The organism is Desulfobacterales bacterium (assembly GCA_029211065.1).
Taxonomy (GTDB): Bacteria; Desulfobacterota; Desulfobacteria; order Desulfobacterales; family JARGFK01; genus JARGFK01.
In genome coordinates, this window is record JARGFK010000065.1 from 1 (window position 1) to 26,997 (window position 26,997).

24 protein-coding genes are annotated in these 26,997 nt (G+C 52.3%); 5 read left to right on the top strand and 19 right to left on the bottom strand.

Annotated features, from left to right (window positions below):
• A partial coding sequence (locus P1P89_14465; protein ID MDF1592717.1) for an ISAzo13 family transposase occupies window positions 1-379 on the top strand: 379 nt, incomplete at its 5' end.
• A gap of 36 nt (window positions 380-415) precedes the next feature.
• Window positions 416-1,561, top strand: coding sequence for an alpha-hydroxy acid oxidase (locus tag P1P89_14470; protein ID MDF1592718.1), 1,146 nt, complete (start codon window positions 416-418; stop codon window positions 1,559-1,561).
• A gap of 436 nt (window positions 1,562-1,997) precedes the next feature.
• Here P1P89_14470 and P1P89_14475 read toward each other — a convergent pair whose 3' ends face one another.
• From P1P89_14475 to thrS, 11 genes are all read right to left on the bottom strand, one after another.
• Window positions 1,998-2,693 carry an ABC transporter ATP-binding protein gene (locus P1P89_14475; protein ID MDF1592719.1) on the bottom strand — a complete coding sequence of 232 codons (696 nt, stop codon included), beginning with the start codon at window positions 2,691-2,693 and terminating at the stop codon, window positions 1,998-2,000.
• On the bottom strand, window positions 2,681-3,430 hold the full coding sequence (locus tag P1P89_14480; GenBank protein ID MDF1592720.1) for an ABC transporter ATP-binding protein: 750 nt from the start codon (window positions 3,428-3,430) through the stop codon (window positions 2,681-2,683). The genes P1P89_14475 and P1P89_14480 overlap by 13 nt, the downstream gene beginning before the upstream one ends.
• Complete coding sequence (locus P1P89_14485; GenBank protein ID MDF1592721.1) at window positions 3,431-4,387, bottom strand: branched-chain amino acid ABC transporter permease; 957 nt, start codon at window positions 4,385-4,387, stop codon at window positions 3,431-3,433.
• Between the two features lie 12 nt (window positions 4,388-4,399).
• Window positions 4,400-5,296: a branched-chain amino acid ABC transporter permease gene (locus P1P89_14490; protein MDF1592722.1), complete on the bottom strand. Its 897-nt coding sequence runs from the start codon at window positions 5,294-5,296 to the stop codon at window positions 4,400-4,402.
• 82 nt (window positions 5,297-5,378) lie between these two features.
• Window positions 5,379-6,587, bottom strand: coding sequence for an ABC transporter substrate-binding protein (locus P1P89_14495; protein MDF1592723.1), 1,209 nt, complete (start codon window positions 6,585-6,587; stop codon window positions 5,379-5,381).
• A 1,130-nt stretch (window positions 6,588-7,717) separates the two neighbouring features.
• A complete protein-coding gene (locus P1P89_14500) occupies window positions 7,718-9,763 on the bottom strand; it encodes an RnfABCDGE type electron transport complex subunit B (GenBank protein ID MDF1592724.1) in 2,046 nt (681 codons plus the stop codon).
• A 250-nt stretch (window positions 9,764-10,013) separates the two neighbouring features.
• Window positions 10,014-11,966, bottom strand: a complete 1,953-nt coding sequence (locus tag P1P89_14505; GenBank protein MDF1592725.1) for an FAD-dependent oxidoreductase — start codon at window positions 11,964-11,966, stop codon at window positions 10,014-10,016.
• 117 nt (window positions 11,967-12,083) lie between these two features.
• Window positions 12,084-14,852: a formate dehydrogenase subunit alpha gene (gene fdhF, locus P1P89_14510; protein ID MDF1592726.1), complete on the bottom strand. Its 2,769-nt coding sequence runs from the start codon at window positions 14,850-14,852 to the stop codon at window positions 12,084-12,086.
• Between the two features lie 57 nt (window positions 14,853-14,909).
• Window positions 14,910-15,341, bottom strand: coding sequence for a VanZ family protein (locus tag P1P89_14515; protein MDF1592727.1), 432 nt, complete (start codon window positions 15,339-15,341; stop codon window positions 14,910-14,912).
• 67 nt (window positions 15,342-15,408) lie between these two features.
• Entirely contained in the window at window positions 15,409-15,615 is a 207-nt protein-coding gene (locus tag P1P89_14520; GenBank protein ID MDF1592728.1) for a hypothetical protein, read from the bottom strand.
• Between the two features lie 5 nt (window positions 15,616-15,620).
• The gene (thrS, locus tag P1P89_14525) at window positions 15,621-17,546 is read right to left on the bottom strand and encodes a threonine--tRNA ligase (GenBank protein ID MDF1592729.1); all 1,926 of its coding nucleotides are present in this window, start codon (window positions 17,544-17,546) and stop codon (window positions 15,621-15,623) included.
• Window positions 17,547-17,656: 110 nt separating this feature from the next.
• On the opposite strand from thrS, the gene P1P89_14530 reads away from it, so the two are divergent.
• Window positions 17,657-18,808, top strand: a complete 1,152-nt coding sequence (locus P1P89_14530) for an HRDC domain-containing protein (GenBank protein MDF1592730.1) — start codon at window positions 17,657-17,659, stop codon at window positions 18,806-18,808.
• A 1-nt stretch (window position 18,809) separates the two neighbouring features.
• Window positions 18,810-19,415: an alpha/beta hydrolase gene (locus P1P89_14535; protein MDF1592731.1), complete on the top strand. Its 606-nt coding sequence runs from the start codon at window positions 18,810-18,812 to the stop codon at window positions 19,413-19,415.
• Window positions 19,416-19,531: 116 nt separating this feature from the next.
• Here the strand turns inward: P1P89_14535 and P1P89_14540 are convergent, their stop codons facing one another.
• The 8 genes from P1P89_14540 to P1P89_14575 form a co-directional block, all read right to left on the bottom strand.
• Complete coding sequence (locus P1P89_14540; GenBank protein ID MDF1592732.1) at window positions 19,532-19,747, bottom strand: hypothetical protein; 216 nt, start codon at window positions 19,745-19,747, stop codon at window positions 19,532-19,534.
• 117 nt (window positions 19,748-19,864) lie between these two features.
• Window positions 19,865-20,287 (bottom strand): hypothetical protein, encoded by a 423-nt coding sequence (locus tag P1P89_14545; protein MDF1592733.1) that lies wholly within the window; start codon window positions 20,285-20,287, stop codon window positions 19,865-19,867.
• Window positions 20,288-20,384: 97 nt separating this feature from the next.
• Window positions 20,385-20,921: an HPP family protein gene (locus tag P1P89_14550; protein MDF1592734.1), complete on the bottom strand. Its 537-nt coding sequence runs from the start codon at window positions 20,919-20,921 to the stop codon at window positions 20,385-20,387.
• Window positions 20,922-20,940: 19 nt separating this feature from the next.
• Entirely contained in the window at window positions 20,941-21,546 is a 606-nt protein-coding gene (locus P1P89_14555; GenBank protein MDF1592735.1) for a CBS domain-containing protein, read from the bottom strand.
• A gap of 40 nt (window positions 21,547-21,586) precedes the next feature.
• The gene (locus tag P1P89_14560) at window positions 21,587-21,751 is read right to left on the bottom strand and encodes a hypothetical protein (protein ID MDF1592736.1); all 165 of its coding nucleotides are present in this window, start codon (window positions 21,749-21,751) and stop codon (window positions 21,587-21,589) included.
• A 199-nt stretch (window positions 21,752-21,950) separates the two neighbouring features.
• Window positions 21,951-22,169, bottom strand: a complete 219-nt coding sequence (locus P1P89_14565) for a hypothetical protein (protein ID MDF1592737.1) — start codon at window positions 22,167-22,169, stop codon at window positions 21,951-21,953.
• A 252-nt stretch (window positions 22,170-22,421) separates the two neighbouring features.
• A complete protein-coding gene (locus tag P1P89_14570; protein ID MDF1592738.1) occupies window positions 22,422-24,695 on the bottom strand; it encodes a cbb3-type cytochrome c oxidase subunit I in 2,274 nt (757 codons plus the stop codon).
• Window positions 24,696-24,770: 75 nt separating this feature from the next.
• Complete coding sequence (locus P1P89_14575; protein MDF1592739.1) at window positions 24,771-25,157, bottom strand: Rrf2 family transcriptional regulator; 387 nt, start codon at window positions 25,155-25,157, stop codon at window positions 24,771-24,773.
• Window positions 25,158-25,359: 202 nt separating this feature from the next.
• Between P1P89_14575 and P1P89_14580 the strand changes: the two genes are divergently transcribed.
• Window positions 25,360-26,619: an anaerobic sulfatase maturase gene (locus P1P89_14580; protein MDF1592740.1), complete on the top strand. Its 1,260-nt coding sequence runs from the start codon at window positions 25,360-25,362 to the stop codon at window positions 26,617-26,619.
• The last annotated feature ends 378 nt before the right edge of the window (window positions 26,620-26,997 follow it).

The window sequence follows — 26,997 nt, forward strand, 5'->3', positions numbered from 1 at the left end:
CGACTGCGGGGGAAGCAACGGTTATCGTACTCGTCTTTGGAAGCACCAACTTAAAGTTTCGTTGGCCGATCGCTTCAAGCTTTGTGTCAAGGTGTGCCATTATCCTCCAGGGGCATCAAAATGGAATCCGATCGAGCACCGTATGTTTGCTTTTATCAGCAATAACTGGGGGGCCCATCCATTAACCGACTATGAAACAGTCCTGAAATTTATACGTACAACCAAAACCTCAGCCGGTCTTAAAATCCGTGCCGCCCTTCATACGAAACAATATCAAAAGGGTATCCGCATTTGCGATGACCAGATGAAAGAAGTTAACTTAAAGCATTACACACAACGGCCTAACTGGAACTACTCAATTGCTCCAGTGAAAATGTGAATTAATTTTTGCGTAAGCCCTTAACAGATAAAAAACGTGGATCAGAAATTATTCGAACGATATCCGGCCATTGTTGACCTTCAAAACAAAGCAAAGAAACGGATCCCCCACTTTGCCTGGGAATACCTTAATAGTGGAACCGGAATTGAAGATTGTCTTGATAGGAACCGTCAAGCATTTTCTAAGGTCATTTTAGTGCCTCAGTTTATGCAGGGTGAGTTTGAACCGGAGATCAATAACAGTCTTTTCGGTATTGAATACTCAGCCCCATTCGGGATAGCACCTGTTGGATTAACTGGGCTGATGTGGCCGGGAGCCGAAAAAATTCTAGCTCGAACAGCAGCTAAAGCCCGCATCCCATTTTCTCTCAGCACCGTAGCCACCGAAACACCCGAGCTAATTGGCCCATTAAGTAATGGGATGGGATGGTTTCAGCTTTATCCGCCTCGCCGAGAGGCGCTTCGTCAGAATTTGTTAAAACGTGCTCAGGACTCAGGTTTTACAACCCTGCTTATCACAGCTGACGTACCGATTGGCAGTCGGCGCGAACGACAGATTAGGGCTGGGGTCAATGTTCCTCCAAAAATTACCCTACGAACTCTCTATCATTCTACAATTCGCCCCAGTTGGACTTTGGCCACTCTGGGGCATGGACAACCCCGTTTTAAAACCTTGGAAAAATACCTGGATGCCAAGGACATGCAGAATATGGTCAGTTATGTAGGGAAGGAATTGGGTGGCACCCTGGATTGGCCCTACGTGGAAGCAGTCAGAAAGGAATGGAATGGTCCGATTGTTCTAAAAGGATTGCTTGAAACCTCCCAAGCGGAACAAGCGGTGGATGTGGGAGTCGATGGTATTTTTGTATCCAATCACGGCGGACGTCAATTTGATGGCGCACCCGCGGCACTGGATGTTTTACCAGCCATGAAATCTGCTGTTGGTAACAAAATCAAAATTTTATTCGATAGCGGTGTCAGAACCGGTTTAGATATTGCTCGGGCTCTGGCTTTGGGAGCTGATTTTGTGCTTTTGGGAAGTGCTTTCATGTATGGAGTTGCAGCGCTGGGAGAACGTGGCGGCGATCATGTGGTGGATATTCTGACCGAGGATCTTAAAAATAATATGAAACAATTGGGTTGCCGCGAACTGAAAGAAATCCAAAACCGCTTAAGGCAATAGACGTCCCCATTGTTAACCTGGTGAAGAATGCGACCTCGATTATGTTCTCAATGTGGCCCCCAAAATGCCGGTCGAAAATGCCATGACCAATTCATTCGGTTTCGGGGGGACCAACACGACCTTGATTTTGAAAAAATATCGCGGGTGATTTCCGCTAAATTGCCTGCATAATTAAAAGCCCCATGGTTTGATTCCATGGGGCTTTTTTCTTTTGGTTAAATGGTCAAACTGTGGGAAGTTCAGGAATTGATTATATTATCAACAGCATTCTGGACTAGAATGATCAAGTCTACCAGGTACTCGCCGGGGACACCATGCACACCCATCTTGCCGGGATTGGGCAATGCAAAAGCATAATCTCTCAAAAATTTTTCAAAAACCCGAAGTTCACATCATTCCATCCAGGGAAATCATCTTGCCCATCCTTTGAGGCAATTTACACACAAAGGTATTTTTTTCGCACTTCTTCGTTTAATCTAAGGTCTTCGCTGGTTCCATGATAATGGATCTTGCCATTGTCGATGACATACCCGCGGTCGCTCAACCGCAAGGCCACTCCCAGGTTCTGCTCGGCGAGAAGCACGGTGAGACCGCTTTCCTTCAGCCGCGCGATCTGTTCTTCAAGCATGTTTACGATGAGCGGGGCCAGACCTTCGGTCGGTTCATCCAGAAGAAGAAAAGTCGGGTTGGTCATAAGGGCCCGCGCAATGGTCAGCATCTGTTGTTCCCCACCGCTTAGGAATCCGGCTCTGCGGCCGTCAATCTCCTTCAGGGCAGAGAAGAAGTCATAGACCCTGTCCCTGTCCCAGCCACCCTCTTGCAGGTTGCGTTCGGAGATCTCAAGGTTTTCCCCCACTGTCAGGTCCGCGAAAACCCGGCGGTCGTCCGGGACATACCCGATCCCCATGCGGGCCATCAGGTACGGTTTCCGGCCCGTACAGTCCTCTTCCTTGAAATGGATGCGGCCTTCCTTCGGAGGTGTCAGCCCCATGATGCTTTTCATGGTGGTGCTTTTACCGGCGCCGTTTCTACCCAGCAGACAGACGATCTCGCCTTTATTCACTTCAAGGGAAACCCCGAAAAGGATGTGGCTGAGACCGTAATAGGTATGGATTTTCTTTACGAGGAGCATTCTTCAGCACCTCCTAGATAGGCTTCACGAACCTGCTGATTGCTTCTCACTTTCTCAGGTGTGTCCTGGATGATCGTCTGCCCCTGTTTCATAACCATGATCCTGTCGGCAATGGAAAAGACAAGGCTCATATCGTGTTCACAAAAGAGGATCGTCAGACCGAGATCGTCGGAGAGACGTTTCATGAGCTGAAGCGTTACGGCAGTTTCCTCGGGAGACATGCCGGCGGTGGGTTCGTCCAGGATGAGCAGCTCCGGACGGTTCCCCAGGGCGATGGCGATTTCAAGGACTTTTTGATCACCGTGCGACAGGACGCCGCTGATCATTTCTGCCTTGCCAAGGAGCCCCACGCTTTCCAGTATGTCGCAGGTTTCGTCAACTGCCATGGTTTTGGCTGGCCGAAAGAGGTTGTACGATTCTTTCTGCCTGGACAGGATTGCCACCTGCACATTTTCAAATACCGTGAGGCGGTTGAAAATATTCACCACTTGGTAGGAGCGGCTGATCCCCTTGCGGCAGATAAGGTGGGGCGGAATGCCGGTGATCTTCTTCCCCTTGAACGCGACCAAGCCTGAATCCGGCATGAGATGGCCCGTGATCAGGTTGAAAAGAGTTGTCTTGCCCGCCCCGTTCGGCCCGATCACCGCGACCACCTCCCCCCGGTTTACGTCCAGCAGGGTGCCGTTGATGGCCTTGAAACCGTCGAAGGATTTATGAAGCGCTTCAACGTGGAGCATCTATCCTTCCTCCCCGACTTTTTGGTCGCGTATCCGGGATCTTTCTGTAAAAAGCCCGAGAACTCCCTCGGGTAGAAAAAAGATGAGCAGCATGAGAACGATTCCCAGAACGAGGGTCCAGTATTCGGTATAGATACCCACAAAGGTCCGCAGGAACACCATGATGCCGGTGCCGAACATGGGGCCCAAAAAGATGAACCATCCCCCCAGCAGGCACATGATGAGGATTTCCAGAGAGAGTGTCCAGAACATAAGCTCCGGGAACACGGACCCCTCCACGGTTACAAAAAGGGTTCCGGCAACGCCGGCAAAAAATCCGGCGATCATCTGACCCACTAGCTGCTGTTTCTGAACATTTACACCGATGGCCCGGCATCGCTCGGGATTGTCGCGGATCCCCTGAAACGTTCTGCCGAAAGGCGAATTAATAATCATGTACATGAGGGCCAGACAGAGGGTGGTCACAATCAGGGTAAAATAATAGGCGCTTGTAGAAGAACCGATCAAGTCCGGCACCGGGATACCGTGGATGCCGTCGTCACCGCCGGTAAAGGAGTACCAGCGGTAGACGATGGCCCAAACCAGTGAACCAAGCGAGATTTGTAGCATGCCGAAATAGAGTTTTGAAAGTCGTATCGTGATTAGCCCCAGTCCAAATCCAAGCAGGGCCGAGCAGACAGGTGCCAGCAAATAGCCGGTCCACAACGGCAACCCCGACTTCGTGGCAAGCAGCGCAAACACATAAGCGCCAAACCCGTAAAAGACAGCATGATGGAACTGATACATGCCACCGAACCCCAGAACCATGTTAAGGCTGGTGGCCAGAAGGCCGGTCGAAAAGACAAGAGCGAAAAGATAAATATAAAATCGTGACAGGACCTGGGGCAATAGCAGTAAAATTACCAGCAGCATGATACAGATGATGGTAGATTTTTTACTGAATAGTGTTTTATACAAAATGGTATCTCCCTACCAGGTCGATTTTAGAAGTCCTTTCGGGCGAAAAAGCAACACGGTTATGACAGCCACGTAAGGGAAAACGATGGCGAATTGCGGCCAGACAAGAATCCCGACGGCGTCTGTCAAGCCGAAAATCAGTGCGCCGAGAAGCGCGCCCCAGATGTTTCCCAGACCACCGATGATCACGATCAGAAAGGCTTCGATAATGATAGCGTGATCCATGCCCTGGGTAATGTTTTGTGTGGGAGCGACCAGGGCACCTCCGAGTCCGCCAAGATAACATCCGATGACAAACACGGTGGCAAAGACCCAGCTGACGTTGATTCCCATTGCGCCGACCATTTCACGATCCACGGCAGCGGCCCGGGCAATTTTTCCAATTTTGGTTTTTTTGGTCAAAAACCACAATCCGGCCGCGACCAGTGGCCCGACGATCAGTAAAAAAAGATTGTATCGGGGTAAGAGAAGGCAAGGGATTGAAAAGGAGCCCCTCAGAAATTCCGGAGGGTTCAGGCTCCGGTAATCCGAGCCCCAAAACAGTTTGACCAGATCTCCAAACACCAGCGTAAAGGAGAATGTGAAAAGCAGGAGCATCAGATGCTCTCGCTCGTAGAGGTGGCAGAAAAGCCCCCGCTCGACAACGAAACTGATCAGGGCCACTCCCAGGGGGGCAACGATCAGGGCTAACCAGAATCCCAGGGTGCTTTGGCCGAACAGGGTTGCAACGGTGTAGGTCAAAAAAGCGCCGATCATATACAGCGACCCGTGGGCCACGTTGGGGATGCGAAGAACCCCAAGCACGAGACTCAAACCTGAGGCCACGATAAAAAGGATCGTAGTGCGGCTGAGGCCGACGATAACCTGCTGTAACAGCGCAGCCAGAGTAATGTTCGAGGCAAAATCCATTCGAGATCTCTTGAATTAAGCTATTCAGGGATTGGAGAAGACCCCAATCCCTGAGTTTTCAATTCGATTCCGGTAAAAAATGCTATTTTTTTCTCGACTTTTTAATTTCCTCGATGGAAGGCATGACGTCTTTTCCGGGGATGGTCACAATATCCGTTGCGACCAGGAAGTCATAACCGGGCACCTTCTTGGTAACGCCCATATACATGGGGAGCATGGTCTGGTGGTCGTAAGCGCGCATGGTCACTTTGCCGACCGGGCTGTCCACCCACATCCCCTCGACGGCATTGATAAATTTTTCCGTGTTCACTTCACCGCCCACCTTATAGCCGCCAGCGATGAATTTGGCTGCGAGAAATCCATACACCGCACCCACGGCGGGTTTGCGATTGTAAGCGGCTTCAAATTCTTTTACGAACAGCTTGTTCGCACCGGTTTCCGGATGGTAGAAAAAGTAGTTGGATGTTCCGATGACACCCTCCGGCGCCTCAAGCCCCAGGGGTTTCAGGGTGGAGAGTTCGGTGGCGGTATGCATGAAAAAAGGCACCCGCTCGTTGAAGCCGGTGGCCTTGGCGGCTTTTAAAAACGGCACGCAATCACGGCCGCCCGTCGCCACGATAACGGCATCCGGTTTGGCGGACAGGATGGCTGTGATATAAGGCGTGAAATCGGGTTCCCCGACCTTCCACCAGGACTGGCCGAGTAATTCGACGCCTGGCTTCATTTTTTTCAGATTGTTCCATACGCCGTCGGCAATGGCATGCCCGTACTCGTAGTCATCCCCCCCAATCCAGTACTTTTTGTAGGGTTGTTTGGCGAGTCCGGCGGCCGCGGCCTTCCCGGCCATTGACGTGTTTTCAGTAATCGAAAAGACATACCGATGACCCTTTTCTTCGGTTATTTTCGCGCTTTTTGAAAAGGTCACAAAAAAGGGCACTTTTTCTTTCCGGGCCAGATCTGAAATGGCCAGGGCCAAGGCGCTGTTGATGGTCCCCATCAGGATATCAACCTTCTCCCGGTAAATCAGTTCCTTTGCGGCGGATAGGCCGATATCGACCTTAAATTTACTGTCCCGGGTCATAATCTCGACCTGTCGGCCGATAAGACCGCCGCCAGCATTAATTTTATCCATTTCGAGTTTGAAGGCATCCCGAACATCGTTGGTGTAGGTGCTGGGCGGCCCGCTGTAGCAGTCGACAATACCGATTTTGATTGTCTTTGCGGCCATTGCCGGTGCGGCGATAATCATTACGGATAGTACAACAAACATAAAGCAGGACAGTCTTTTCATGATAAACTCCTTCCTTAATTTAATGTGTTTGCTGTAAATTTAAAAATCTAATTGAGAATTATTATTAACAAGTAGTGGCTTTTTTGAGGCGGTTGTAATTGAATACGAAGATTGAGTTCAGATAGCAAACCGTTCATAATATAAGGGGAATTACGAACCGTCTAAAATCACTTGAAAACCACTACCACCAAGGTGATACGTTGTCAATAGCAAATCCGGACCGGATTTACCCAATTAAATTTCTTAATAAGGGCAAAATGCATGGAAGGGTACTATGCACGCGTTTCAATTTTTTTCTTTGCTGATGAATACAGTCGAATACCCCGGATATAAATCAATCAGATTGTCGGGGGGGTAGAGACTGGTTTTTTGCTCTTTGAAATCTAAATCAATGATGAGATAACAACCAGCCTGAAATCGGTTGTAAGTGTGGGCAGCAGGCCATTGATGATTGTGAAACACCCTGCTACGGCAGGTAGGACGCCTAACCGAAAAATAGCATTTTATTGTGTATAATTGTTCTGATAATTTTCAATAAGAATTTAATTTTGTCAGTGTGGACTTATGTGCACTTAGTTAAAATACGGCCTTAAAAAATGTTGGGTCAACAAATAAGATCAGAAATAGATGTATTACTACGGGCTCATGCAGCTTTGATGTGGGTACTGAATCTTCAATATGGCCAAATGCAAGGTTTCTGCCTTCTGTACGTAATAAAATGGTAATTGACTAAAACAACTTCAAAAGTCATTATCTACCTGCTCGTTCTTCAACATATCAAGCCACCGCCGGTTTCCCCGGGATGCGTTTTTCAGTCCGCCCTTCCTATCAAAAAGGAAAGAACATGGGTTTTATTATATGATATCGTCCAAGCTCCGGGAACCATGAATGACTCGGTGAATCTGAACGGTTTTGATACGAACCACATAAAATACAAGGTAGGATTCAACGACGAGGATTCGATAACCTGAATACTGTAATTTTTCATCTCGCGGCACATGACCCAAGAAAGGGGTGCTTCGAGGTTGCCGATACGCTGGCCGCGCCTGTCAATAAATTGTACAGCATTGGCCGGACTACTGGTTGCGATCCTGTCAAATTTTTAACAATCGAAAAATTTAGACCCCCCGTCATCCCGTTGCATGCCGCCGATTGCCGTCATGCAGGTAGCAGATCAGTCCGCACTGGAGGCAGCGCTGGGCTTCGCTGGAAGCGGACGCTTCGCTGAATCCTTTTTCAAGCTCCCGGCCCGCGGCCAACTCTTTCGGGCTGCTGAGGGGCATGATTTCACGGCTGATTGCCGGGACCCTATCGATGCGGTCCACATTTTGAATGTCGGACTGCGGCGTTACCACTGTGTCCGGCAGGGTGATCGGTATGCCGTACATGGCCTGGTGGATGGATGCGGCCGCTCTGCGGCCGGCGCCAATGGCCCTGATGGCGGCGGAAAAATCCGTCTTGACGTCATTCGGTGCAATAATGCCGACCGCGGCCTTATTGGCCGGTTCCTTATAGGTTTCAAGGGCCTGCCAGTGAAGGACTCCATCAGCCGCTTGGGCGGTTTCTTCCGTTTCTTCTACGGGTGGTTTGACAAAGATGAATTCCGGCAGTCTTCCGGAAGCCAGGACAAGGGTATCCACCGGAATGGTCTCCTGCGACCGCGTCAATAGATCCACACTCTCGAGTTCGGTGAGACGGTTTTCCCGGCCGGAAAGACGACTGACGGCAGTGGCAAACCGGATCTTAACCCCTTCTTTTTCCAATGTTTCAAACTCGGCATCATCCAGGCCGGCCTTTTCCCGGGTTTCCCGGAACAGGATCGTGATGTTTTGTGATGATGCTGTTTGACACTTGCGGGCTGCCTCTACGGCGAGCCGGCTGCCGCCGCAAATCACAACATGGTCGCCGCAGGTGATGCTGTCGCGATTTCTGATATAATCAATCAGTAAATGGGTGCCGGGAATCGTTGGCTGAGGTTCGGGGTTTCTTAAGAGCCGGCTGTCCCAGCCGCCGGTGGCCAGGAAAACCGCCTCATAGCCTTCCCTGAGCAGGGAGGCCACGGTGAAGTCCTTTCCCAGCGTTTTTTCGGTTTCTATCCGGACGCCGATCTCACGGATGCCGTCGATGTCCCAGTCGAGCATCTCCCGGGGAAGTCGATAGGCGGCTATGGCGCTGCGCAGCAATCCGCCCGGCGCCTTGGCGGCTTCAAAAACCGTCGGATCATGACCCAGCCGGGCGGTAAAAAAGGCTGCGGAAAGGCCTTCAACACCCCCGCCGATAACCGCAACCCTGCGCCCTGTGGCAGGCGCCTTGTAGGGGAGAATCCGCTTGCCCTGTTTTTTTTCGTAATCCGCGGCATAGCGCTTCAAAAAATTGATGGCCACCGGCTCATCCACAAATTGACGCCGGCAGTCCTGCTCACAGGGACGGGGACAGATCCGGCCGATCACGGTGGGAAACGGGTTGCGTTCCTTGATCACCTGAACCGCTTTGTGAAAATCCCCGAGGTCAATCTGATGGATGTATTCCCGAATGTCAATCCCCGCCGGACAGGCCCGCTGGCAGGGCGTCGTGCATTCCGCAGTGGTGTATTCCCGCATGATGCGGCGGGTAATTGAAGACATCGTAATGATGTTTTTGGGGCAGACGCGCTCGCAGGTCCCGCATCCGGTGCAGCGTTTTTCGCTTACCACCGGCAGCCCTTTGGGCCCCATTGTAATGGCGTTAAAAGGACAGGCCCGGGCACAGGTCCCCAATCCCAGGCAGCCGATGGAACAGACTTTCATCCCGCCGCTAAGCAGTGCAACCGCTCGGCAATCATTCAGGCCGTTATAGATGTATTTCAGATCGGCATCCGCAGCACCATAGATGCATCCCGGTTTGGCAATATCCGGCTCCTTGAGCTCGACTTTAACGCCCATGATCGCCGCAATCGCTTCCGCCACGTCCGGTCCGGCCGCCACGCATGAATCCGGAGTCGCTTTGCCGGCCGCAATCGCCGCGGCATTGGCCGAACAGCCGGGTTTGCCGCAGCCGCCGCAGTTGGCGCCCGGAAGCGCCGCTTCCACCTCAAGAATCAACGGATCGACATAAACATAAAAAACTTTTGCCGCCACAGCCAACATCACACCGATCATCAATCCCAGAATTCCCATCACGGTAATGGCTTCTACCACGTTTAATCTCCTGTTTATAAACGGTTACACTCGTGTCTGTTGATTTAAGAGACCAAACAAACAGTCTCCCCCTTTGGCAAAGGGGGCTGGGGGGATTTTCAAAAAAATGCTTTAACCTTAAATCCCCCTAAATCCCCCTTTAAAAAAGGGGGACAAACCAGGCCTTCGATCTCTTTCGGTTCAATCGCTGTTCAGATTCCCACTGTTCAATCAACTATCCGGCGATAATCGCAATTCGTACAAATAGCTGTCACACCGCAACCGTCGCCACCCGGTAGCAGCGCAGGCAGCGCGCCGCTTCGGCAATGGCCTCGGCGGGCGAATACCCCGCTTCGACTTCATCAAAGGTGAACTTTCTCTGTTCGGGCGGGAGCATCCGGAGCTCTTTGCGGGCGCTGCCCCCGACCGTGCCGATTTTCTCATCGCGATCATAAACCTTAACGGCTTTAAAGAGCTTGTCAAAATAGTCGGCTTCTTCGTATTCAAGAGGTTTTGCGTTGATCAGAGCATCGATGCTGAAGGCTGCCCGGCGCCCGCCGGCACAGGCCGTGATCAGCGCGCCCGGGCCGGTCTCGCAGTCGCCGGCCGAAAAAATCTTGGGCCGGCTGGTCTGCTTGGTGACGGCATCCACCGCTATGGCGTTCCAGCGGGTTGTTTTGATGCCGTCGATACCAGCAAGCAGAGACAGGTCGATCTGCTGACCGATGGCCGGCACCACCGTGTCGCATTCAAATACGAATTCAGATCCCGTTATCGGAACGGGCCTTCGCCGGCCGCTGGCATCCGGCTTACCGAGTTTCATTTTAATGCATTCCAGTCCCACCACCCTGCCTGCTTCCGCCAATACCCGAACGGGTGTGGTCAGAAAATGAAACTGGACCTTTTCTTCTTCGGCATCGTGTATTTCAACACTATCCGCGGGCATTTCATTGCGGGTCCGCCGGTAGACCAGATGAACATCTTTTTTACCGATGCGAAAAGAACTGCGCACACAGTCAATGGCCACATTGCCGCCGCCGATGACCACGACTTTTTTGCCGGCGGGATAGGGGTCGCGCCCTTCATTGATGTCCAGCAGGTATTGCACCCCCGGGATAAACCCCTGATACCCTTTATCTTCGCCCTCCACCATCATGGCGGAACTGTTCTGGGCGCCGATGCCGATAAACACCGCGTCATAATCCGTTTCAAGCTGAGAGAGGGTGATGTCTCTGCCGATGGTGGTGTTGTATTGAATGGTAACGCCCATCTTTTGGACCTGCGCAACCTCACCGCGCAAAATGGGTCGGGGAAGCCGGTAGTCCGGAATGCCGACGGCCGACATGCCCCCCGGTTCCGCCAGCCGCTCAAAGATTTTAACCTGATGCCCCCTGCGAACCAGATGAAATGCGCAGGTCACACCGGCCGGACCGGCGCCCACAATGGCCACGTTCCCGGTTTTGTCCGATGGTCGGATCGCATAACTGGTTTTTCCCTGCCGGGACAGTTCAACATCGGCCACAAACCGCTTCAGGTACTTGATGGAAACCGGCTCATCCAGGTTGGCGCGCCGGCAGTGTTCCTCGCAGGGGCGCACACAGACGCGTCCGACAATGCCCGGCAGCGGCAGGCGCTCACGGATAGTCTCCAGGGCGGCCTTAAATTTTCCTTCCCGGACAGATTCGACATAAGCGGGAATGTCCAGATGAATCGGGCAGGCATCCATGCAGGGCGCTGTCACGCTGGAAAGATAGGATCCCTTGGCAATGGCCGTCCGGCTGCTGACGGCCGAACGAAACGCCCCGGGAAAATAGTCCAGCGCATGTAAAATCGCAACCGGTCCGGTTTGACCGATGCTGCACTTGGCAGTGGCGCTGACGGTTCGGGCCAACGTCCGGAGGCGGTCAAGATCCTGCTGCTGCCCGCCGCCGTCACAGATCCGTTTGAGTATCCCTGCCATGATGCCGGTCCCGGTCCGGCAGGGCACACATTTTCCACAGGAGGCTTTATGGATGGAAAGCATGTATTCCCGACACAGGTCCACCACATTGACATCGGCGGACCGCAGGGCAATGCCATACCAGCCGATCAGAGCTTTGATCTTTTCATCCCCTTTGAAATATTCCGGGAGCGGGGCCTGCCCGGCCGGTTTAAACGCCTGAGTCGCCTTGCCGCGATTGTCAACCACCTGTCCGCCCCATGAGCTGAAAAGTAAATCGTTCATTATCATTATCCTATTTGAATCTAATTATTTCTTCCTCAGCCGCTGAGACGCTATGCCTATCTCATTTTCGGTCTTCCTCTGCGCCTCCGCGCCTCTGCGCGAAACCCTTTCGACGATTTAGCCCGGCTCAGATATCCTCACGGCACACACCTTGTATTCGGGAATGCCGGAAACCGGATCCAGGGCGGCATGGGTCAATTCGTTTGCGGCCGCTTCGGCAAAGTGAAACGGAATAAACACCGTCCCGGATACGGCCTTGTCGGACACCTTCAGGCGGGCATCGATTCGACCCCGCCGGGAGGCAACCGTCGCCCTGCCGCCGTCTTTCAGGTTATATCTGCCGGCGTCGGCAGCAGAAATCTCGACAAAACACTCCGGCGCCCGGTCCATTAAACCGTCCGTCTTCATGGTCATGGTGCCGGTATGGTACTGGTAAAGGAGCCTTCCGGTCGTCAGATACAGGGGATAGTCTTCATCGACCTGCTCGGCCGGCGGGATATAATCAATGGCATGAAACAGCCCCTTTCCCCGGGTAAACCGCTCCCGGTGCAACACCGGCGTCCCCGGATGGTCCGGAACCGGACAGGGCCAGTGAATCCCTTCGGTTTCAATGCGCTCATAGGTGATGCCGGCATAGGACGGGGTAACGACTGCAATTTCTGCCATGATCGCCCGGCCGCCGTCATAGGACATGGGATATCCCATCTTTTCGGCAATCCGGCAGGTGATCCACCAGTCGTCCCTGGCCTGGCCGGGGGGCTCAACCGCCTTGCGGACCCTTTGGACCCGGCGTTCCGTGTTGGAAAAGGTCCCTTCCTTTTCGGCAAAACAGCAGGACGGCAGGACCACATCCGCCAGCCGGGCGGTTTCCGTCAGAAAAATGTCCTGAACCACCAGAAATTCAAGCTTTGAAATACTCTTCTTGGCATGATTCAGGTCCGGGTCTGAAACCAAGGGATTTTCACCGACGATATAAAGCGCTTTCAGGCTGCCGTCGGCAGCCTTGGGAATCATCTCGGTAACTTTCAGGCCCGGCTTGGCCGGAAGACCGGTCACGCCCCAGGCGGATTCCATCTTGCTGCGGATGGCCTCATCGGTGACCGGCTGATAGCCGGTATACACATTGGGCAGCCCGCCCATATCACAGGCTCCCTGGACGTTGTTCTGCCCCCGCAAGGGGTTGACCCCGCCGCCTTCAATTCCCATATTGCCGCACAGCATGGCCAGGTTGGCCAGGGACTTGACATTATCGGTCCCGGACACATGCTGGGTAATGCCCATGCAGTAAAGGATGCTGCCGGCCTTTGCCCCGGCGTACAGCCGGGCGGCCGCGACAAGGTCATCTGCCGGGATACCGGTAATCTTCTCCACATATTCAGGCGTAAATTTTTCAACCATCTGGCAGAGTGCGTCAAACCCTTCGGTGCGGGTTTCGACAAACTGCCGGTCATATAATTTTTCTTTGACGATGACATGCATCATGCCGTTGATCCAGACCACGTCCGTTCCCAGGTTCTGACGCAGCCAGATGTGGGCGAAATCGGCAATTTTAATCCGGCGGGGATCCACCAGGATGAGCTTGGCGCCCCTGAACCGTGCCGCCCGCTTGACAAAGCTGGAAAGGACCGGGTGGTTTTCAGTGGTATTCGAACCGGTAATGAGAATCACATCGGCGGTTTCGATGTCGGCGATGGTATTTGTCATGGCGCCGCTTCCGAATGCTGCGGCCAGACCGGCCACGGTGGAGGAATGTCAGAGACGGGCGCAATGATCGACATTGTTGGTTTTCAGAACCGCCCGGGTAAACTTTTGGACAATATAATTTTCTTCATTGGTGATCCGGGCGGATGTCAAAACGCCGACAGCGTCGGGACCCTGAGCGTCACGGATATCCGTAAATTTTTTTGCCACCAGACCGAGGGCCTCCTCCCAGGAAGCCTCCCTGAATGCGCCGTTCTCCTTGATAAGGGGGACCGTCAGGCGCTCAGGTGAATGAATAAAATCGAAGCCGAATCTTCCCTTTACGCAGAGACTGCCGTAGTTGGGCGCCGTCTCTTCGGCCCCGGAAACCCGGACCACCTGTCCGTCCTTAACGTGCAAATACATCTGGCACCCGACACCGCAGTAGGTACAGGTTGTTTTAACCTTATCGGTTTCCCAGGGGCGGACCCGGTAGCGAACGTCCTTTTCAACCAGCGCGCCCACCGGACAGGCTTGGACGCACTCGCCGCAGAAAACGCAATCGGAATCCCGCAAGGGCTTGTCGTTGGGCGTAATGATCTTGGTAAAGGCGCTCTTGTAGCCGAATTCAATGGCGTTGTTCACCTGGACTTCGTTACAGGCCTGCACGCACCGGCCGCATAAAATGCATCTTGAAAAATCCCGCACAATAAACGGGTTAACCGTTTCCATGGGGTGCTTTACCTCGGTCGCCAGGCTGGGATCTCCGGTGACCTGATAGCGATAGGCCAGATCCTGCAGCCGGCAGTCGCCCCAGACCGGACACAATTCTGCTGCGGCGTCATCCTGCTGCACCCGAAGCTGGAAATCTTCCCAGCTTTCGCCGCGGTGTCCGCTGATGGCGCAGTTATGGTTGCCGGAAGACAGCAACAGCTGGAGGATCAGCTTGCGGGCTTCAACCACCCGGAATGATTCGGTCTGAACGACCATGCCGGCGGCGGCCGGCGTCGCGCAGGCGGCCACTAAATCGGCGGCGCCCGCCACTTCAACCACACAGATCCGGCAGGCCCCGGTGGGGGTAATCGCTTTCAGGTAGCACAGGGTCGGAATATCGATCCCGCTGCGCCGGGCGACCTCCAGAATGGTTTCTCCCGGTCTAAATTCATACGCTTTGCCGTTCAGGTGAATTGTGTTGTTTGCGTCCATCATTTCCCTTTCTCTAACGCGTTCGCGCTACCCGCTAAAATCTCGTTCCGTTCCGTATCAACCTCGATCTGTTTTTTTATATAAAGCCTTTGGGTTTGTCAATCCGTGAATTTTCAGATTCCCGGCTGCTGCTGCAGCCGCAAAAGCACCGATGGCGCTGCCGGCGATATCGGCCAATGCGTCCCCGATGTCGGCGCTGCGAAAAGGTACGAAATACTGGTGAACCTCGTCGCCGATACCGTACAGTCCGGCTGAAAGAATACTGAGGGTGATGATATTATACGGCTTGCCGCCCGGCGCGGTGATCCGGTAAGCCCTGAAAAACAAGACGCCTAAAATCGCATAGGCGCCGGCGTGCAGCAATTTGTCCAGATAGGGGGTATCCGGTATGCTTTCCGGCACCGGCCGGGAGGACTGGAAAAAGATTAAAGCGCAATAGATCAAAACGGGAAACCAGTAAAATAGAAAAATTTTATGCCTGTCTGCCATTCCGTACATCAATAACCCGAACATAAAATAAAGAAAAAACGGAAAATATCAGCCGGCAATTTTTCTATTACCAGCCGGTAGTCGGCCTGCGCTTTCCGAACTTAACCTGGCAGGGAGAATTTTTGGTCACGTGGCTTTTGAGCTTGGCGCACCACAGCGACTGAAAGGTCCGGCAGCTTCCATCCAGGGCCTCGGTCCTGGCAAAATCAGCGTGTTCACACCGGAAATCACACCACTTGATCCGGTGGCTGGTAATCCCCGCGTTTTTTGTCATCAGCGTCAGTACCCCTTTTTATCGAAAATCATGAAATCCGGCTTTTTTTCCCGTATGTGTGCCAGAACGGCATCCAGAAACTCGTTTTGGGAGATGCCGAATTGAACATTCCCATCCAGGGTCCGGACGGAAAGGGTCCCGGATTCTTTTTCCTTGGCGCCGATGGTCAGGATCAGCGGAATCTGATTGAGCTGCGCCTCTCTGATTTTTTTATTCAAACTCTCGGTGCGGCTGTCGACTTCGGTCCGCAGGCCCGCCTCTTGAAGAGCTGCGCTGATTTCATGGGCATGGGCTGCCATCTCGTCGTTAATGGCCAGAACCGCCACCTGAACCGGGCTCATCCACAAGGGGAACTTGCCGGCAAAATGCTCGATCAGTATCCCCAAAAACCGTTCGATGGAGCCGCAGATCACCCGGTGAATCATGACCGGCCGGTGTTTTTCGTTGTCCGCTCCGATGTACGATAGGTCAAACCGTTCCGGCAGGGACATGTCCAGCTGTATCGTTCCGCATTGCCAGGTCCGGCCCAGGGCGTCCTGGATGTGCACATCGATCTTGGGTCCGTAAAAGGCGCCGTCGCCCTCGTTGGTTTTGAAGGCCTTGCCATAGGCTTTCAAGGCCGACAGCAACCCGTCCGTCGCGCTTTTCCACTGCTCGTCCGAACCGATGGATTTTTCAGGGCGAGTGGAGAGCTCCAAATGGAACCCGAGCCCGAATGTGCTGTAAATGCGCTCCACCAGCCTGAGAACCCCCAGAATCTCCGCTTCGATCTGGTTCGGCATCATGAAAATATGGGCATCATCCTGATGAAACACCCGCACCCTGAAAAGTCCGGACAACACCCCGCTCAGCTCATGCCGGTGAACCAGCCCGATTTCAGCCGCCCGAATCGGCAATTCCTTATATGAATGCGGCTTGCGGCTGTAAAGCAGCATCCCCCCCGGGCAGTTCATCGGTTTGATGGCATATTCGGTCTCATCAATCACCGAGGTGTACATGTTTTCACGGTAGTTTTCCCAGTGGCCGCTCCGTTCCCACAGGCTGCGGTTGAGCATGATCGGGGTCTTGGTTTCCACATAACCGGCCCGGCGGTGCTCTTCGCGCCAGTATTCCAGCAGGGTATTCCAGAGAACCATCCCCTTGGGGTGAAAAAACGGCATTCCCGGCGCTTCGTCATGAAAGCTGAACAGATCCTGGGCCTCTCCGATTTTGCGGTGGTTTCTTTTTTTAGCCTCTTCAATAAAGGCGAGGTACGCTTTCAGCTCTTTTTTGTCGAAAAAGGCCGTGCCGTAAATGCGCTGCAGCTGCTCGCGTTTCTGGTCAGCCCGCCAGTAAGCGCCTGAGACCTTCAGCAGTTTAACGGCCTTGACAAAGCCGGTATGGGGCACATGCGGGCCCCGGCACAGATCCGTAAAATCGCCGCTTTTATAAAATGAAATGGTTCCGTCCGCGAGGTCTGAAATCATTTCAAGTTTATACTTTTCAGCATGATAAAATTTCAGGGCTTCGGCTTTTGAAACCAGCTGCCGCTCAAAGGGGAGTTTTTCTTTGACAATCCTTTCGATCTCCGCCTCTATTTTGGGAAAATCCGCTTCCGAGACCGGTTCCATGTCGATATCGTAATAGAAGCCGTTTTCAACCACCGGGCCGATGGTCAGCCGGGCATCCTTATAAAGGTTTTGAATCGCCTGGGCCATGACATGGGCGGCGCTGTGGCGCATGATCTCCAGCGCTTCCGCGTCTTTGGTCGTAATGAGCCGCACCCGGTTGTCCTCGCTGATCCGGGTGTTTAAATCCACCAGGGAGCTGTCCAGCTCCATGGCCACGCAGTTGCGTGCCAGCCCCTCTGAAATGCTTTTGGCCACATCCAGGCCGGTGGGTGGGTTATCAAAACGCTTTATGTTGCCATCCGGAAGTGTTATGTTAATCATCAGTCTCTCACAATTTAAAAAATAATTTAGATGGAAGATAAACCGTGTTTATCCTTGTTGCCGAAAAAATCTGATTTAATTGCAAATTACCTTACGGGTCAAGAAAAAAAATGAATTCAATATCAGCGCTGAACTACCGGGTCATCAATACGGCTCTACAACTTCAGGAAGCGGTAAAGCTTCTCGAAACCGAAAAAACCGTCGCCTTCGACCTGGAGGCCGACTCCATGTACCACTATAAGGAAAAAGTTTGTCTGATCCAAATGGCAGCCGGCCATACCGTTATACTTATCGATCCCCTTGCGGTCCCGGATTTGTCTCCCCTGAAACCGGTTTTTGCAAACCCCGACATCCGCAAAGTTCTTCACGGCGCCGACTATGACATTCGATCACTTTACCGGGATTTTCATATCAAAATCAACCATCTTTTTGATACCCAGCTTGCCAGCCGTTTTTTGGGCGCCGTTGAAACCGGGCTGGACGCTGTCCTGACCAAGCGGTTTAATGTCAAACTGGAAAAAAAATATCAGAAAAAAGACTGGTCCCGACGCCCCCTGCCGCCGGAAATGATGGCATATGCCGCCCGGGACGTGCTGTATCTGATTCCGCTGGCAAAGATCCTTGAGGAGGAGCTTATACAAAAGGACCGGCTCTTCTGGGTCGTGGAGGAAAACAGGGTTTTAAGCAAGGTCCGGCCGAATTCAACTCATCATGAGCCCCTTTACCTGAATTTCAAAGGAGCCGGCCGGCTTTCGCCCCGGGAGCTGGGAATTTTGGAAGCGCTCCTTCTGTTTCGCCGGACGGTTGCGGCCAAAAAAGACAGGCCCCTTTTCAAGGTACTGGGAAACCCGACCCTGCTGAGCATCGTTAAAAATCGACCGGAAACCGTTCAAGGCTTGGAAAGGGTCCAACCATTGAGCGCTAAACAGATCGGCATTTACGGCCGGGATCTGATCGAAAAGGTAACAACCGCGCTTACCATACCCGCAGAGAACCTGCCGCGCTACCCCCGCCAGCGCGTTCCCATGCTTAAGCCTGCTGTTCGCAAAAGAGTAAAGGTCTTAAACGCCTGGCGCGAAACCGTTGCAGCGCAGCTGGCGCTGGATCCGGCCTTGATATGCAGCAAGGGGCTGATGGTTGCCTTGGCCAGGCTAAATCCCCGGACGCCGCCCGAACTCGAAAACATTACGGAAATGAAAAACTGGCAGAAAAAAATGTTTGGCAAGGAAATTGTTGCCGTCTTAAAAAAAGCAGGAAAATAGCATGGCGCAAACCGTTTTTTTTAGATCGGAGGGACTCAAGCTTGAAGCTTTGCTTAGCAGAGATTCCGGCAATTGCGCAGTGGTGGTGACGCATCCGCATCCGCTTTACGGCGGTGAAATGCACAATCCGGTGGTGGAAGCCACTACCCGGGCATATCAGAAAATTGGCTATAGCACGCTGCGGTTTAACTTCAGGGGGGTGGGTAACAGCCGGGGAAACTATGACGATGGCAAGGGGGAGGGGCAGGATGTCCTGGCCGCCCTGTCCTATCTTTACGAAATGGGGTTTAAAAAAATCGATCTGGCCGGCTATTCTTTCGGCGCCTGGGTCAATGCGCATGTAGACCCATGCGCTGCAGGCTATGAGCGCATGGTGATGGTATCTCCGCCGGTGGCGTTTATGGATTTCAGCAAAGTTTCGGCCCTGCCGCAGTTGGCGCTGGTGGTGGCCGGCAGCCGGGACGACATCGGTCCGCCGGATAAGATCAGACAATATCTCCCCGGCTGGAACCCGACAGCCCGCTTTGAAATCATCCCGGAAACGGATCATTTTTACTCCGGCGCCCTTGATGCGCTCGAGGGTGTTCTGACCAAGGCATTGCCATAAAGCTCTCCGATCCATAGGCGGCAAAGGTCAGTCGCAATCGACAGCATGCAAAAAATTACCCGAAATCAAGTTCTATTTTAATCCGGTTTAAAAATCGGTTGCAGGCGTTACAGGTTTCAAGAACTGACGGACATATCGTCCAGCACTTCGCGGACTTCATCGGTATTCATAAGGCCCATTTCGACCATAATTTCCCCGATGCGCCGGTGCTTTTTTACAGAAACATTCTCTTTGATCTGAGCCTCCAAGGCGCTGGCCACCTGTTCCGGTGTTACAAATCCTTTTTTTACCGCCACAAATCCAAACCGAAAAGTCAAAAATTCTTTTCCCATCTCTTCCTCCACCCGCTGATTCAATGTGATACAAGTTATATCACAGTTTCCGTCAAACGGAAAAACATAATAAATATATCGGGGGGCGTAGCTTGGGGAAAAAACCTGAAAATTTTTCTATCGCAGCGATCCCCGCAAACTGTTTATCATGCAGATCACCCGCGGCCTTACAAAACGAAGCTGTTCCGTAAAGTTTGTTTCGGTATCGAATGATTTGCGGTGCTTAAAATTGTAACTGTCCTCAAGTTCCTCTAAAAACGACCGGATAAATGATTGCGTTCTGCGGGACTCAATATAAAAATTATTTTGAATTTTTCGAAAAAGGCCGCACAAGGCGCTTGGCACAAACGGATACGGTAACAGACCATCCGTCATATTCTTCAATAACGCACTGCCGATACCAAAAATTTTAATTAAATCATCGATTCCCAGCCTTCCATGACGGAGGGCAACCACAAACGTGCTGATGTCGTCACAGCGGGCGGGTGCCAAACCAAAGGCATTCCAGTCCGGAAAGGCTTTTAACTTCTCCTTCTCCATCTCGTTAATTTCTGCGGAAGCTTCCAAATGGTTATGGAGAAATCTCTTTTGAAACCGATTGGCCCAATGAAAGAAATGCATAAACGTTTTCAGTTCTTCAGATCCAGCATTCCGGATATCGCCGATTCTTGGGAATATTGTTGATCAGGAGCGCTATAATCAACATGATCAGAACGCCCAGCCCCACCGGTATCACCGCGTACAGATAGCCCAGGTCATGAATGTTTTCACCCCCGATGACGGCGATCAGAGCGGTGGCGCCCCCGGGCGGGTGCAGCGTTTTGGTGGCATGCATCACTACGATTGCGGTAGCCACAGCCACAGATGCCGCCAGCCACATATAACCGTTCAGCAAATTGTAAGTCGCAACGCCGATAATCGCGGAAATGATGTGGCCGCCGACAAGGTTCCGCGGTTGCGCCAGAGGACTTCTCACCGCACCGTAAATCAGAACGGCCGACGCACCGAAAGAGCCGATGATCATGACCAGATCGGTGTCTTTCAGTATATTATAATTTGCCAAGGCCACCGCCGCGATACCCAGAAAAGCACCGATCCATGATACGAGCAGTTCGAAAGGACCGACACCCGGCGGACTTTTTGTCGTTCCCCTCATCTTTTTGAAATATTCCATGATCGCTTCTCTTTCCGGGCTAGACCGGAAGCGTGCAGGATGATCGGACGATATCGGTCCGGGTGACAATGCCTGTCAGCCTGTTGCCTTCACCGACAACCGGGATCCGGTTGATTTTTTTTCCAGTAAAGATTTTGGCAATTTCAAAAACCGGCGTGTTCTCACGTACCGTAATGGCAGGAGACGTCATGATGTCCGACGCTTTCTGTGTCCGCATCGGTACGGCAATGCATCCTTTATTTTTCAAACACTGCGCAATAACCCCCATGAAGGTTCCTTCCGTCTGGCCGCCCATTCCGGCAAAAAAATCCTTTTCGGAAATAATGCCGACAACTTTCTGATTGCTGTCAACAACCGGCACACCGGAAACGAGATGATGACTCAATTTGTCGGCCGCGTCTTCTAAGGGAGAATCTTTTTCAACATAAACAACCGCGCGGGTCATGATATCTCCGGCTGTAACCGCATGGGTCAAGCGCTCGATTGCATGTCGATAGGCTGAAAGGTATATTTCCTTAAAATCACGGGGCGTAATATCCAGATAGCCGTTAATATCCTTCATGGCCTTCAAGATATCTTCGTCCGATATGTCCAATATGCATGAATCCGTGGGTTGATTAATCATCTTTTTTTTCCAGTAATGTTGACGGTGGTTGAACAGGCAGTTAAACCCATTCCTCCTTCAAAATCTCACCTTCTACCCCCACCACCACACACTTGAGCGGAACTTTTCTTTGGCAGGCCGCAACCGCCTGACGGGTTAGATTCAGCAGGCCCGTGCAGCAGGGGACCTGCATGATCAGGACCGTCAGGGTTTGGACTGTTTTCATTCTGTTACCCCCATTAAAAAGTATTATGAATTCCGTGCGGATAAATTCCAACATCGGTTTTGGGTGAATTTTTACTGAATTGTGAAGCGGCAAGGGCCCTTGCCATACCGGAATTTAAACGGTATGCCCCCCATCTTCAGCGGCAGAGGGTGGTGTTACGAATGTTCTTAGAAAGGCGCCGGACAGGCCGATTGACGGCCTATTCCGTTGAAATTATTTTGGAAAATTTTTTAAGCATCTCCGCTTCCCGGTCTGCAGGAAGATTATGAATTCTGACAATATCTTTCAAAAGACAGGTGCCCACATTGCAAGGGCCGCATCCAATCCCGTATTCGGTCAATATCGATTCAACCGTTGGAAATTGATCGATAACCTCTTTAATGCCTTTATCCAGGTATTCGCCAAAAGATACTTTCATGGTAAATCGCCCATTGTTAGTTTTGATGGTCTCGTAAAAAGTCGAAAATGCGCCTTTATCGTCATTCCCGCGAAGGCGGGAATCCAGTGGTTTCAAATGGTTCTGGATGCCTGCCTACGCAGGCATGACGAGATTTGGGACTTTTTACGAATGTGTCAGTTTTCTTTTATCTCATCTTTCCGGTGATTCCGGCAGGGCCGTTTCCGGCCCTGCCGTATCGATTAGACCCTGTTCGGGCTTGATAAGTATTTTCTATAAATCAAGTCCGAGTCTCTCCCACACAGATTCACCATCCTTAATTTCCGCTGCTTTCAGGTGAGGATAGGTTGTAATGAGAAAATAGGCCAGCGGAAGAACCCCCAACACAATGATGATGGTGTCGGGCAGGGCGCGAAAGGTCCCGAGAAACATGACAGCATCCCTCTCGAAGAAAGCCGCACTTCTTGCCGCCCAAAGGCCGTCTTTGAATGCCGTCCAGGCCTGCATCAAGCCCACCGGCAGCAGGGTCCCCATGGACATCAGGAACAGACCGCCGTTGAGTCCCCAGAAGGATAGCTTCAGTATGCCGTCTTTCCAGTAAGTCTTTTCAACCATCCCCCGCCAGGAGAACAGCAGCAGCGCCACCGAGAGCATGCCGTAGGTACCGAACATGGCGGTGTGGCCATGGTGCATGGTCAGATAGGTTCCGTGTTCGTAGAAATTGACAATGGGTAGATTGATCAGGAACCCGAATATTCCGGCGCCGAGAAAGTTCCAGAAGGATGCGGCCACCAGAAAATACAGGGGCCACTTGTAACTGAACGCTATACCCTGTTTGCGGACATCTCTGTACTCCATCAACCCCCGAACCACCAGCGTTATCAGCGGCACGGGCTCCATGGAAGAGAATATCGCCCCCCAACCGATCCAGAAAGCGGCGCCTCCATACCAGTAATAGTGATGCGCGGTGCCGACAATTCCGCTTAAAAACGTAATGGCCGCGGTAAAATAGGCCACTCTTAAGGCTGCCTTGGCAGTGGCCAGTCCCATGGCCACCATCAGCAGCGCGATGACCGCTATGCCGAAAAATTCAAAGATGCTTTCCACCCAGAGATGGACGACAAACCAGCGCCAGTAGTCCGCCATGGTAAGATGGGAGCCCTTGCCGTAGAAAAGTCCGAAACCAAAAAAGGCCACCACCAGGACGGCGCTGAACACGTAAAACCAGATCAAAGCGCTGAATTCATCCTTGTGGCTGGCTAGATGATTGCCGACCGCCCGGTAAACGATCACGAGCCAGAAGATCAGCCCGCCGAACAGCAGGATCTGCCAGATTCGGCCCAGCTCCAGAAATTCCCATCCCTGGTGGCCGAACCAGAACCACAAATCACCCAGCATGCCCTTGATGCCAAGGACCTCTCCGGTGAGGCTTCCCACGGCGACCAGCAGCACGGCGCCGAAAAGCAGCATGACCAGAGGGCCCTGCTTGGCCGGTTCCCGGCCGCCGATGATGGGCGCCAGATAGATGGCGGACGCCAGCCAGGTGGTGGCAATCCAGAACACCATCAGCTGCAGATGCCAGGTTTTAGCCCAGCTGTAAGGAATGAGTTCCGCCACAAAGGGGAGAAAGAAAGTGCCCGGATGAATCGTATAATGAGCCAGCAGGCCCCCCATGGTCGTCTGGAGCAGAAACAGCATGATGACCACTACAAAAAATTTGGCGGCATGGAGCTGGCTGGGGGTCAGGGGCATGTCGATGAGCTTTTCGGACAGAGCCACCCCCTTGGCTTCGCCGTACCAGATGCCGTAGCGGTGAATCCAGAAGACAAAGAGCCCCAGGACCACCAGCAACGCCAGGACACCGGCGATGGAATAAAAGAAAGTTTCCGTACTGGCGATATTGCCCACCCTTCTGTCCGCCGGCCAGTTGTTGGTGTAGCTGTAGTCGGTTCCCGGACGAAGGGTTGAGGCGACCCAGGCGGTCCAGAAGAAAAAGCGCGATATCTGCAGCCGCTGCTGTTCCTCCCCGATGGTGTCGGGAAGCAGACCGTAACGTTGCTGGCCTTCTTTAAACGTTTTTTCCCAGTATTGAGAAACCCTTTTTAAGCCTTCGACCTGGGCGGCGGTTAACGTAAGGGTGTCAGTGGCCGCATCGTATCGATTCGGTTTTATCTCATGTCTGGTTTTGACATCGATAATTCCTTTTTGAAGATCATCGAGGTCGTTATACGGTTTGCCATAGTCCATCTGGGCGAGATAATCCCCCGCCGCCTCGGCGATGATGTGCAGTGAGGCCGCAGAGAACTCCGGTCCCCGCTGGGACCCGTGACCCCAGACCGCGCCATGGTCCATGAGACCATAGCGCTGATACACATCCTGACCGGCCAGGATATCCGTTTTCTCGAAAAGAACCGTGCCGTCGGAATCAACCACTTTTCCCGGATAAGGCGGGAGCTCTTTTTTCATGGCCACGCCGCCACCCAGCAGGATCGCCATGGCCACAACAAAACTGATGATTGCAGCCCACTTAAGTGTGTTTAGCTTCATATGACACCTCGTTGATTAAATGGTTAAAAAAAAGATATGTTCATCCTTATGTCCTAATTAACCAAAAAAATTATATTATATTAGCTGTTCCACGGTGGTTTCGTTCATTAATTTTTCATATTGTTCGGCAATGATCTGCCAGCGGATGTGAAGACCGCAGCTTCCGTCGCAATCATTCAGCCCCAGAAAACATCGTTTAAAATCATCCATTTTCATGAAAAGATTAACGATGTCATAGAGCTTGATCTGGGACGCCGGCCGGGCCAGGGAAACGCCGCCGTTTCGGCCCCGCAACGCCATGACCAGTCCGCCCTGAACCAGGCGGTTTAGAATTTTAGATAGAAAATTTTTCGGAATTTTCATCTCGTCGGCAATCAGGGAAGACAGAACGGGCGAACTGTCTTTCTGTCTGGCAAGAAATCCCATGGCCCGCAACGCATAGATGGCGGTCTGGTTGAGCATCAGCGGTTATAACTCCTGTATGAAGAATGATTTTACATCTTATGGCTTCAAATAAGATAAGAACATCTCCTTGTCAAGATATTTTTAATTTTTTCTCCCTGGCTTGTGTGCATCTAAATAAACGCCATTCTATTGGCCTTTTCCCTTGCCCTGAACGGCCGTTTCCCATATATTTTTTCAAAAAAGATAAGGAACGCCGTCGATGCCCAAAGCCTCCCGTGAATTTCAGGTTTTTGCCAAACCAACAGGCGCTGTTTGCAACCTGGACTGCCGCTATTGTTACTACCTGAAGAAGGAACACCTTTATCCCAAGGATCAATTTTTTCGCATGCCCGACGACATCCTCGAAGCCTACATTGCCCAACACATCGAGGCGTTTCCCGGACCGGTCATCAACTTTTCCTGGCACGGCGGAGAGCCCACCCTCCTGGGACTCGACTATTTCCGTAAGATTGTTGACCTGCAGCGCAAATATCTGCCGACCAACCGGCGCATTACCAACGGCATGCAGACCAACGGGACACTCCTGAATGAGGACTGGTGCCGTTTTTTGGCGACAGAGGATTTTTCCGTGGGGCTCAGCCTGGACGGTCCGGCGGAACTGCACGATCAGTTCCGTATCACCCGGGGCCAAAAGCCCACCCATCACCTGGCGCTGCGGGGGTATGAGCGCCTGCAGCAGCACCGGATTTCCTGCGACATCCTTTGCGTGGTAAACGCCGTCAACGTCCAACATCCCCTCCGGGTATATCGATTTTTTAAACAGATCAAAGCAACCTACATCGGATTCCTGCCGCTGGTGGAACCGGGGTCGGATGACCGCGCCGGCGTCAGCACCCGCACCGTTCCGGCTGAGGCCTGGGGTAATTTTCTATGTACAATCTTCGATGAGTGGAAAAGGCTGGACATCGGGCGGGTCAAAGTGCAGATATTTGAAGAAACAGCCCGAACCGCCTTCGGCCGGGAGCATGCCCTCTGCATCTTTCGCAAGACTTGCGGAGATATCCCGGTTGTCGAACACAACGGTGATTTTTTTTCGTGTGATCACTATGTCGTTCTGGAACATCGCCTGGGAAATATAATGGAAACGCCCTTGGCGGAGCTGCTAGAAAGTTCGCGGCAGAAAGCCTTTGGCCGCGCCAAACTGGACTTGCTGCCCCTCTATTGCCGGGAATGCACGGTGCGGGAAATGTGTCATGGCGGCTGCCCCAAAGATCGCATCCTGGGGACACCGGCGGGTGAAGCCGGATTGAACTACCTGTGTTCGGGCTACAAACGTTTTTTTAACCACTGCCGGCCGTTTATCGCAGAATTGGCCGCCCAGTGGCGCAGGCAAAATCTTTCGCAGCCATTGCCTCCCGGTACAATTCAGCCTGTACCGGCAAGCCCTAAAACCGGCCGCAACGACCCCTGTCCCTGCGGCAGCGGCCGGAAGTACAAAAAATGCTGCCTGCCAAAGTAATCATCCGGTGCCAGGGGGTTCGGCTCCAGCCCTAAACCGGAGCGCACGCTTTGCGAAAATTCCAATGACAAATTTCGAAATCCGAATGTCGAAAATCGAAACAAATTCAAATATCTAATGACAAAAATTAATTTATGTTAACGATCCGCAACACATAGTTGTTTATATCTTTTGAATTTTGGTCATTTGGTATTGTTTCGGGTTTCGAATTTGCGGCTAACGCCTTGAAACAAGACGTGCTTCGGATTTAATGCCTTTTCATCTTGTGGCAAAAACGACAGCTTGTGATATAATGCTATTTCTTAATTTGACTTCGTAAATTTTGTTTAGCCATTCTGCCGTCCCCGCATTCGTTGTTTTCGCGTGTGTGATTCTATG

Coding starts and splice junctions, on each gene's coding strand:
- P1P89_14475 (MDF1592719.1), bottom strand. CDS start 2,693: ATGCTCCTCGTAAAGAAAATCCATACCTATTACGGTCTCAGCCACATC.
- P1P89_14480 (MDF1592720.1), bottom strand. CDS start 3,430: ATGCTCCACGTTGAAGCGCTTCATAAATCCTTCGACGGTTTCAAGGCC.
- P1P89_14490 (MDF1592722.1), bottom strand. CDS start 5,296: ATGGATTTTGCCTCGAACATTACTCTGGCTGCGCTGTTACAGCAGGTT.
- P1P89_14495 (MDF1592723.1), bottom strand. CDS start 6,587: ATGAAAAGACTGTCCTGCTTTATGTTTGTTGTACTATCCGTAATGATT.
- P1P89_14505 (MDF1592725.1), bottom strand. CDS start 11,966: ATGAACGATTTACTTTTCAGCTCATGGGGCGGACAGGTGGTTGACAAT.
- P1P89_14515 (MDF1592727.1), bottom strand. CDS start 15,341: ATGGCAGACAGGCATAAAATTTTTCTATTTTACTGGTTTCCCGTTTTG.
- P1P89_14520 (MDF1592728.1), bottom strand. CDS start 15,615: ATGACAAAAAACGCGGGGATTACCAGCCACCGGATCAAGTGGTGTGAT.
- thrS (MDF1592729.1), bottom strand. CDS start 17,546: ATGATTAACATAACACTTCCGGATGGCAACATAAAGCGTTTTGATAAC.
- P1P89_14530 (MDF1592730.1), top strand. CDS start 17,657: ATGAATTCAATATCAGCGCTGAACTACCGGGTCATCAATACGGCTCTA.
- P1P89_14535 (MDF1592731.1), top strand. CDS start 18,810: ATGGCGCAAACCGTTTTTTTTAGATCGGAGGGACTCAAGCTTGAAGCT.
- P1P89_14540 (MDF1592732.1), bottom strand. CDS start 19,747: ATGGGAAAAGAATTTTTGACTTTTCGGTTTGGATTTGTGGCGGTAAAA.
- P1P89_14545 (MDF1592733.1), bottom strand. CDS start 20,287: ATGGAGAAGGAGAAGTTAAAAGCCTTTCCGGACTGGAATGCCTTTGGT.
- P1P89_14550 (MDF1592734.1), bottom strand. CDS start 20,921: ATGGAATATTTCAAAAAGATGAGGGGAACGACAAAAAGTCCGCCGGGT.
- P1P89_14555 (MDF1592735.1), bottom strand. CDS start 21,546: ATGATTAATCAACCCACGGATTCATGCATATTGGACATATCGGACGAA.
- P1P89_14560 (MDF1592736.1), bottom strand. CDS start 21,751: ATGAAAACAGTCCAAACCCTGACGGTCCTGATCATGCAGGTCCCCTGC.
- P1P89_14565 (MDF1592737.1), bottom strand. CDS start 22,169: ATGAAAGTATCTTTTGGCGAATACCTGGATAAAGGCATTAAAGAGGTT.
- P1P89_14570 (MDF1592738.1), bottom strand. CDS start 24,695: ATGAAGCTAAACACACTTAAGTGGGCTGCAATCATCAGTTTTGTTGTG.
- P1P89_14575 (MDF1592739.1), bottom strand. CDS start 25,157: ATGCTCAACCAGACCGCCATCTATGCGTTGCGGGCCATGGGATTTCTT.
- P1P89_14580 (MDF1592740.1), top strand. CDS start 25,360: ATGCCCAAAGCCTCCCGTGAATTTCAGGTTTTTGCCAAACCAACAGGC.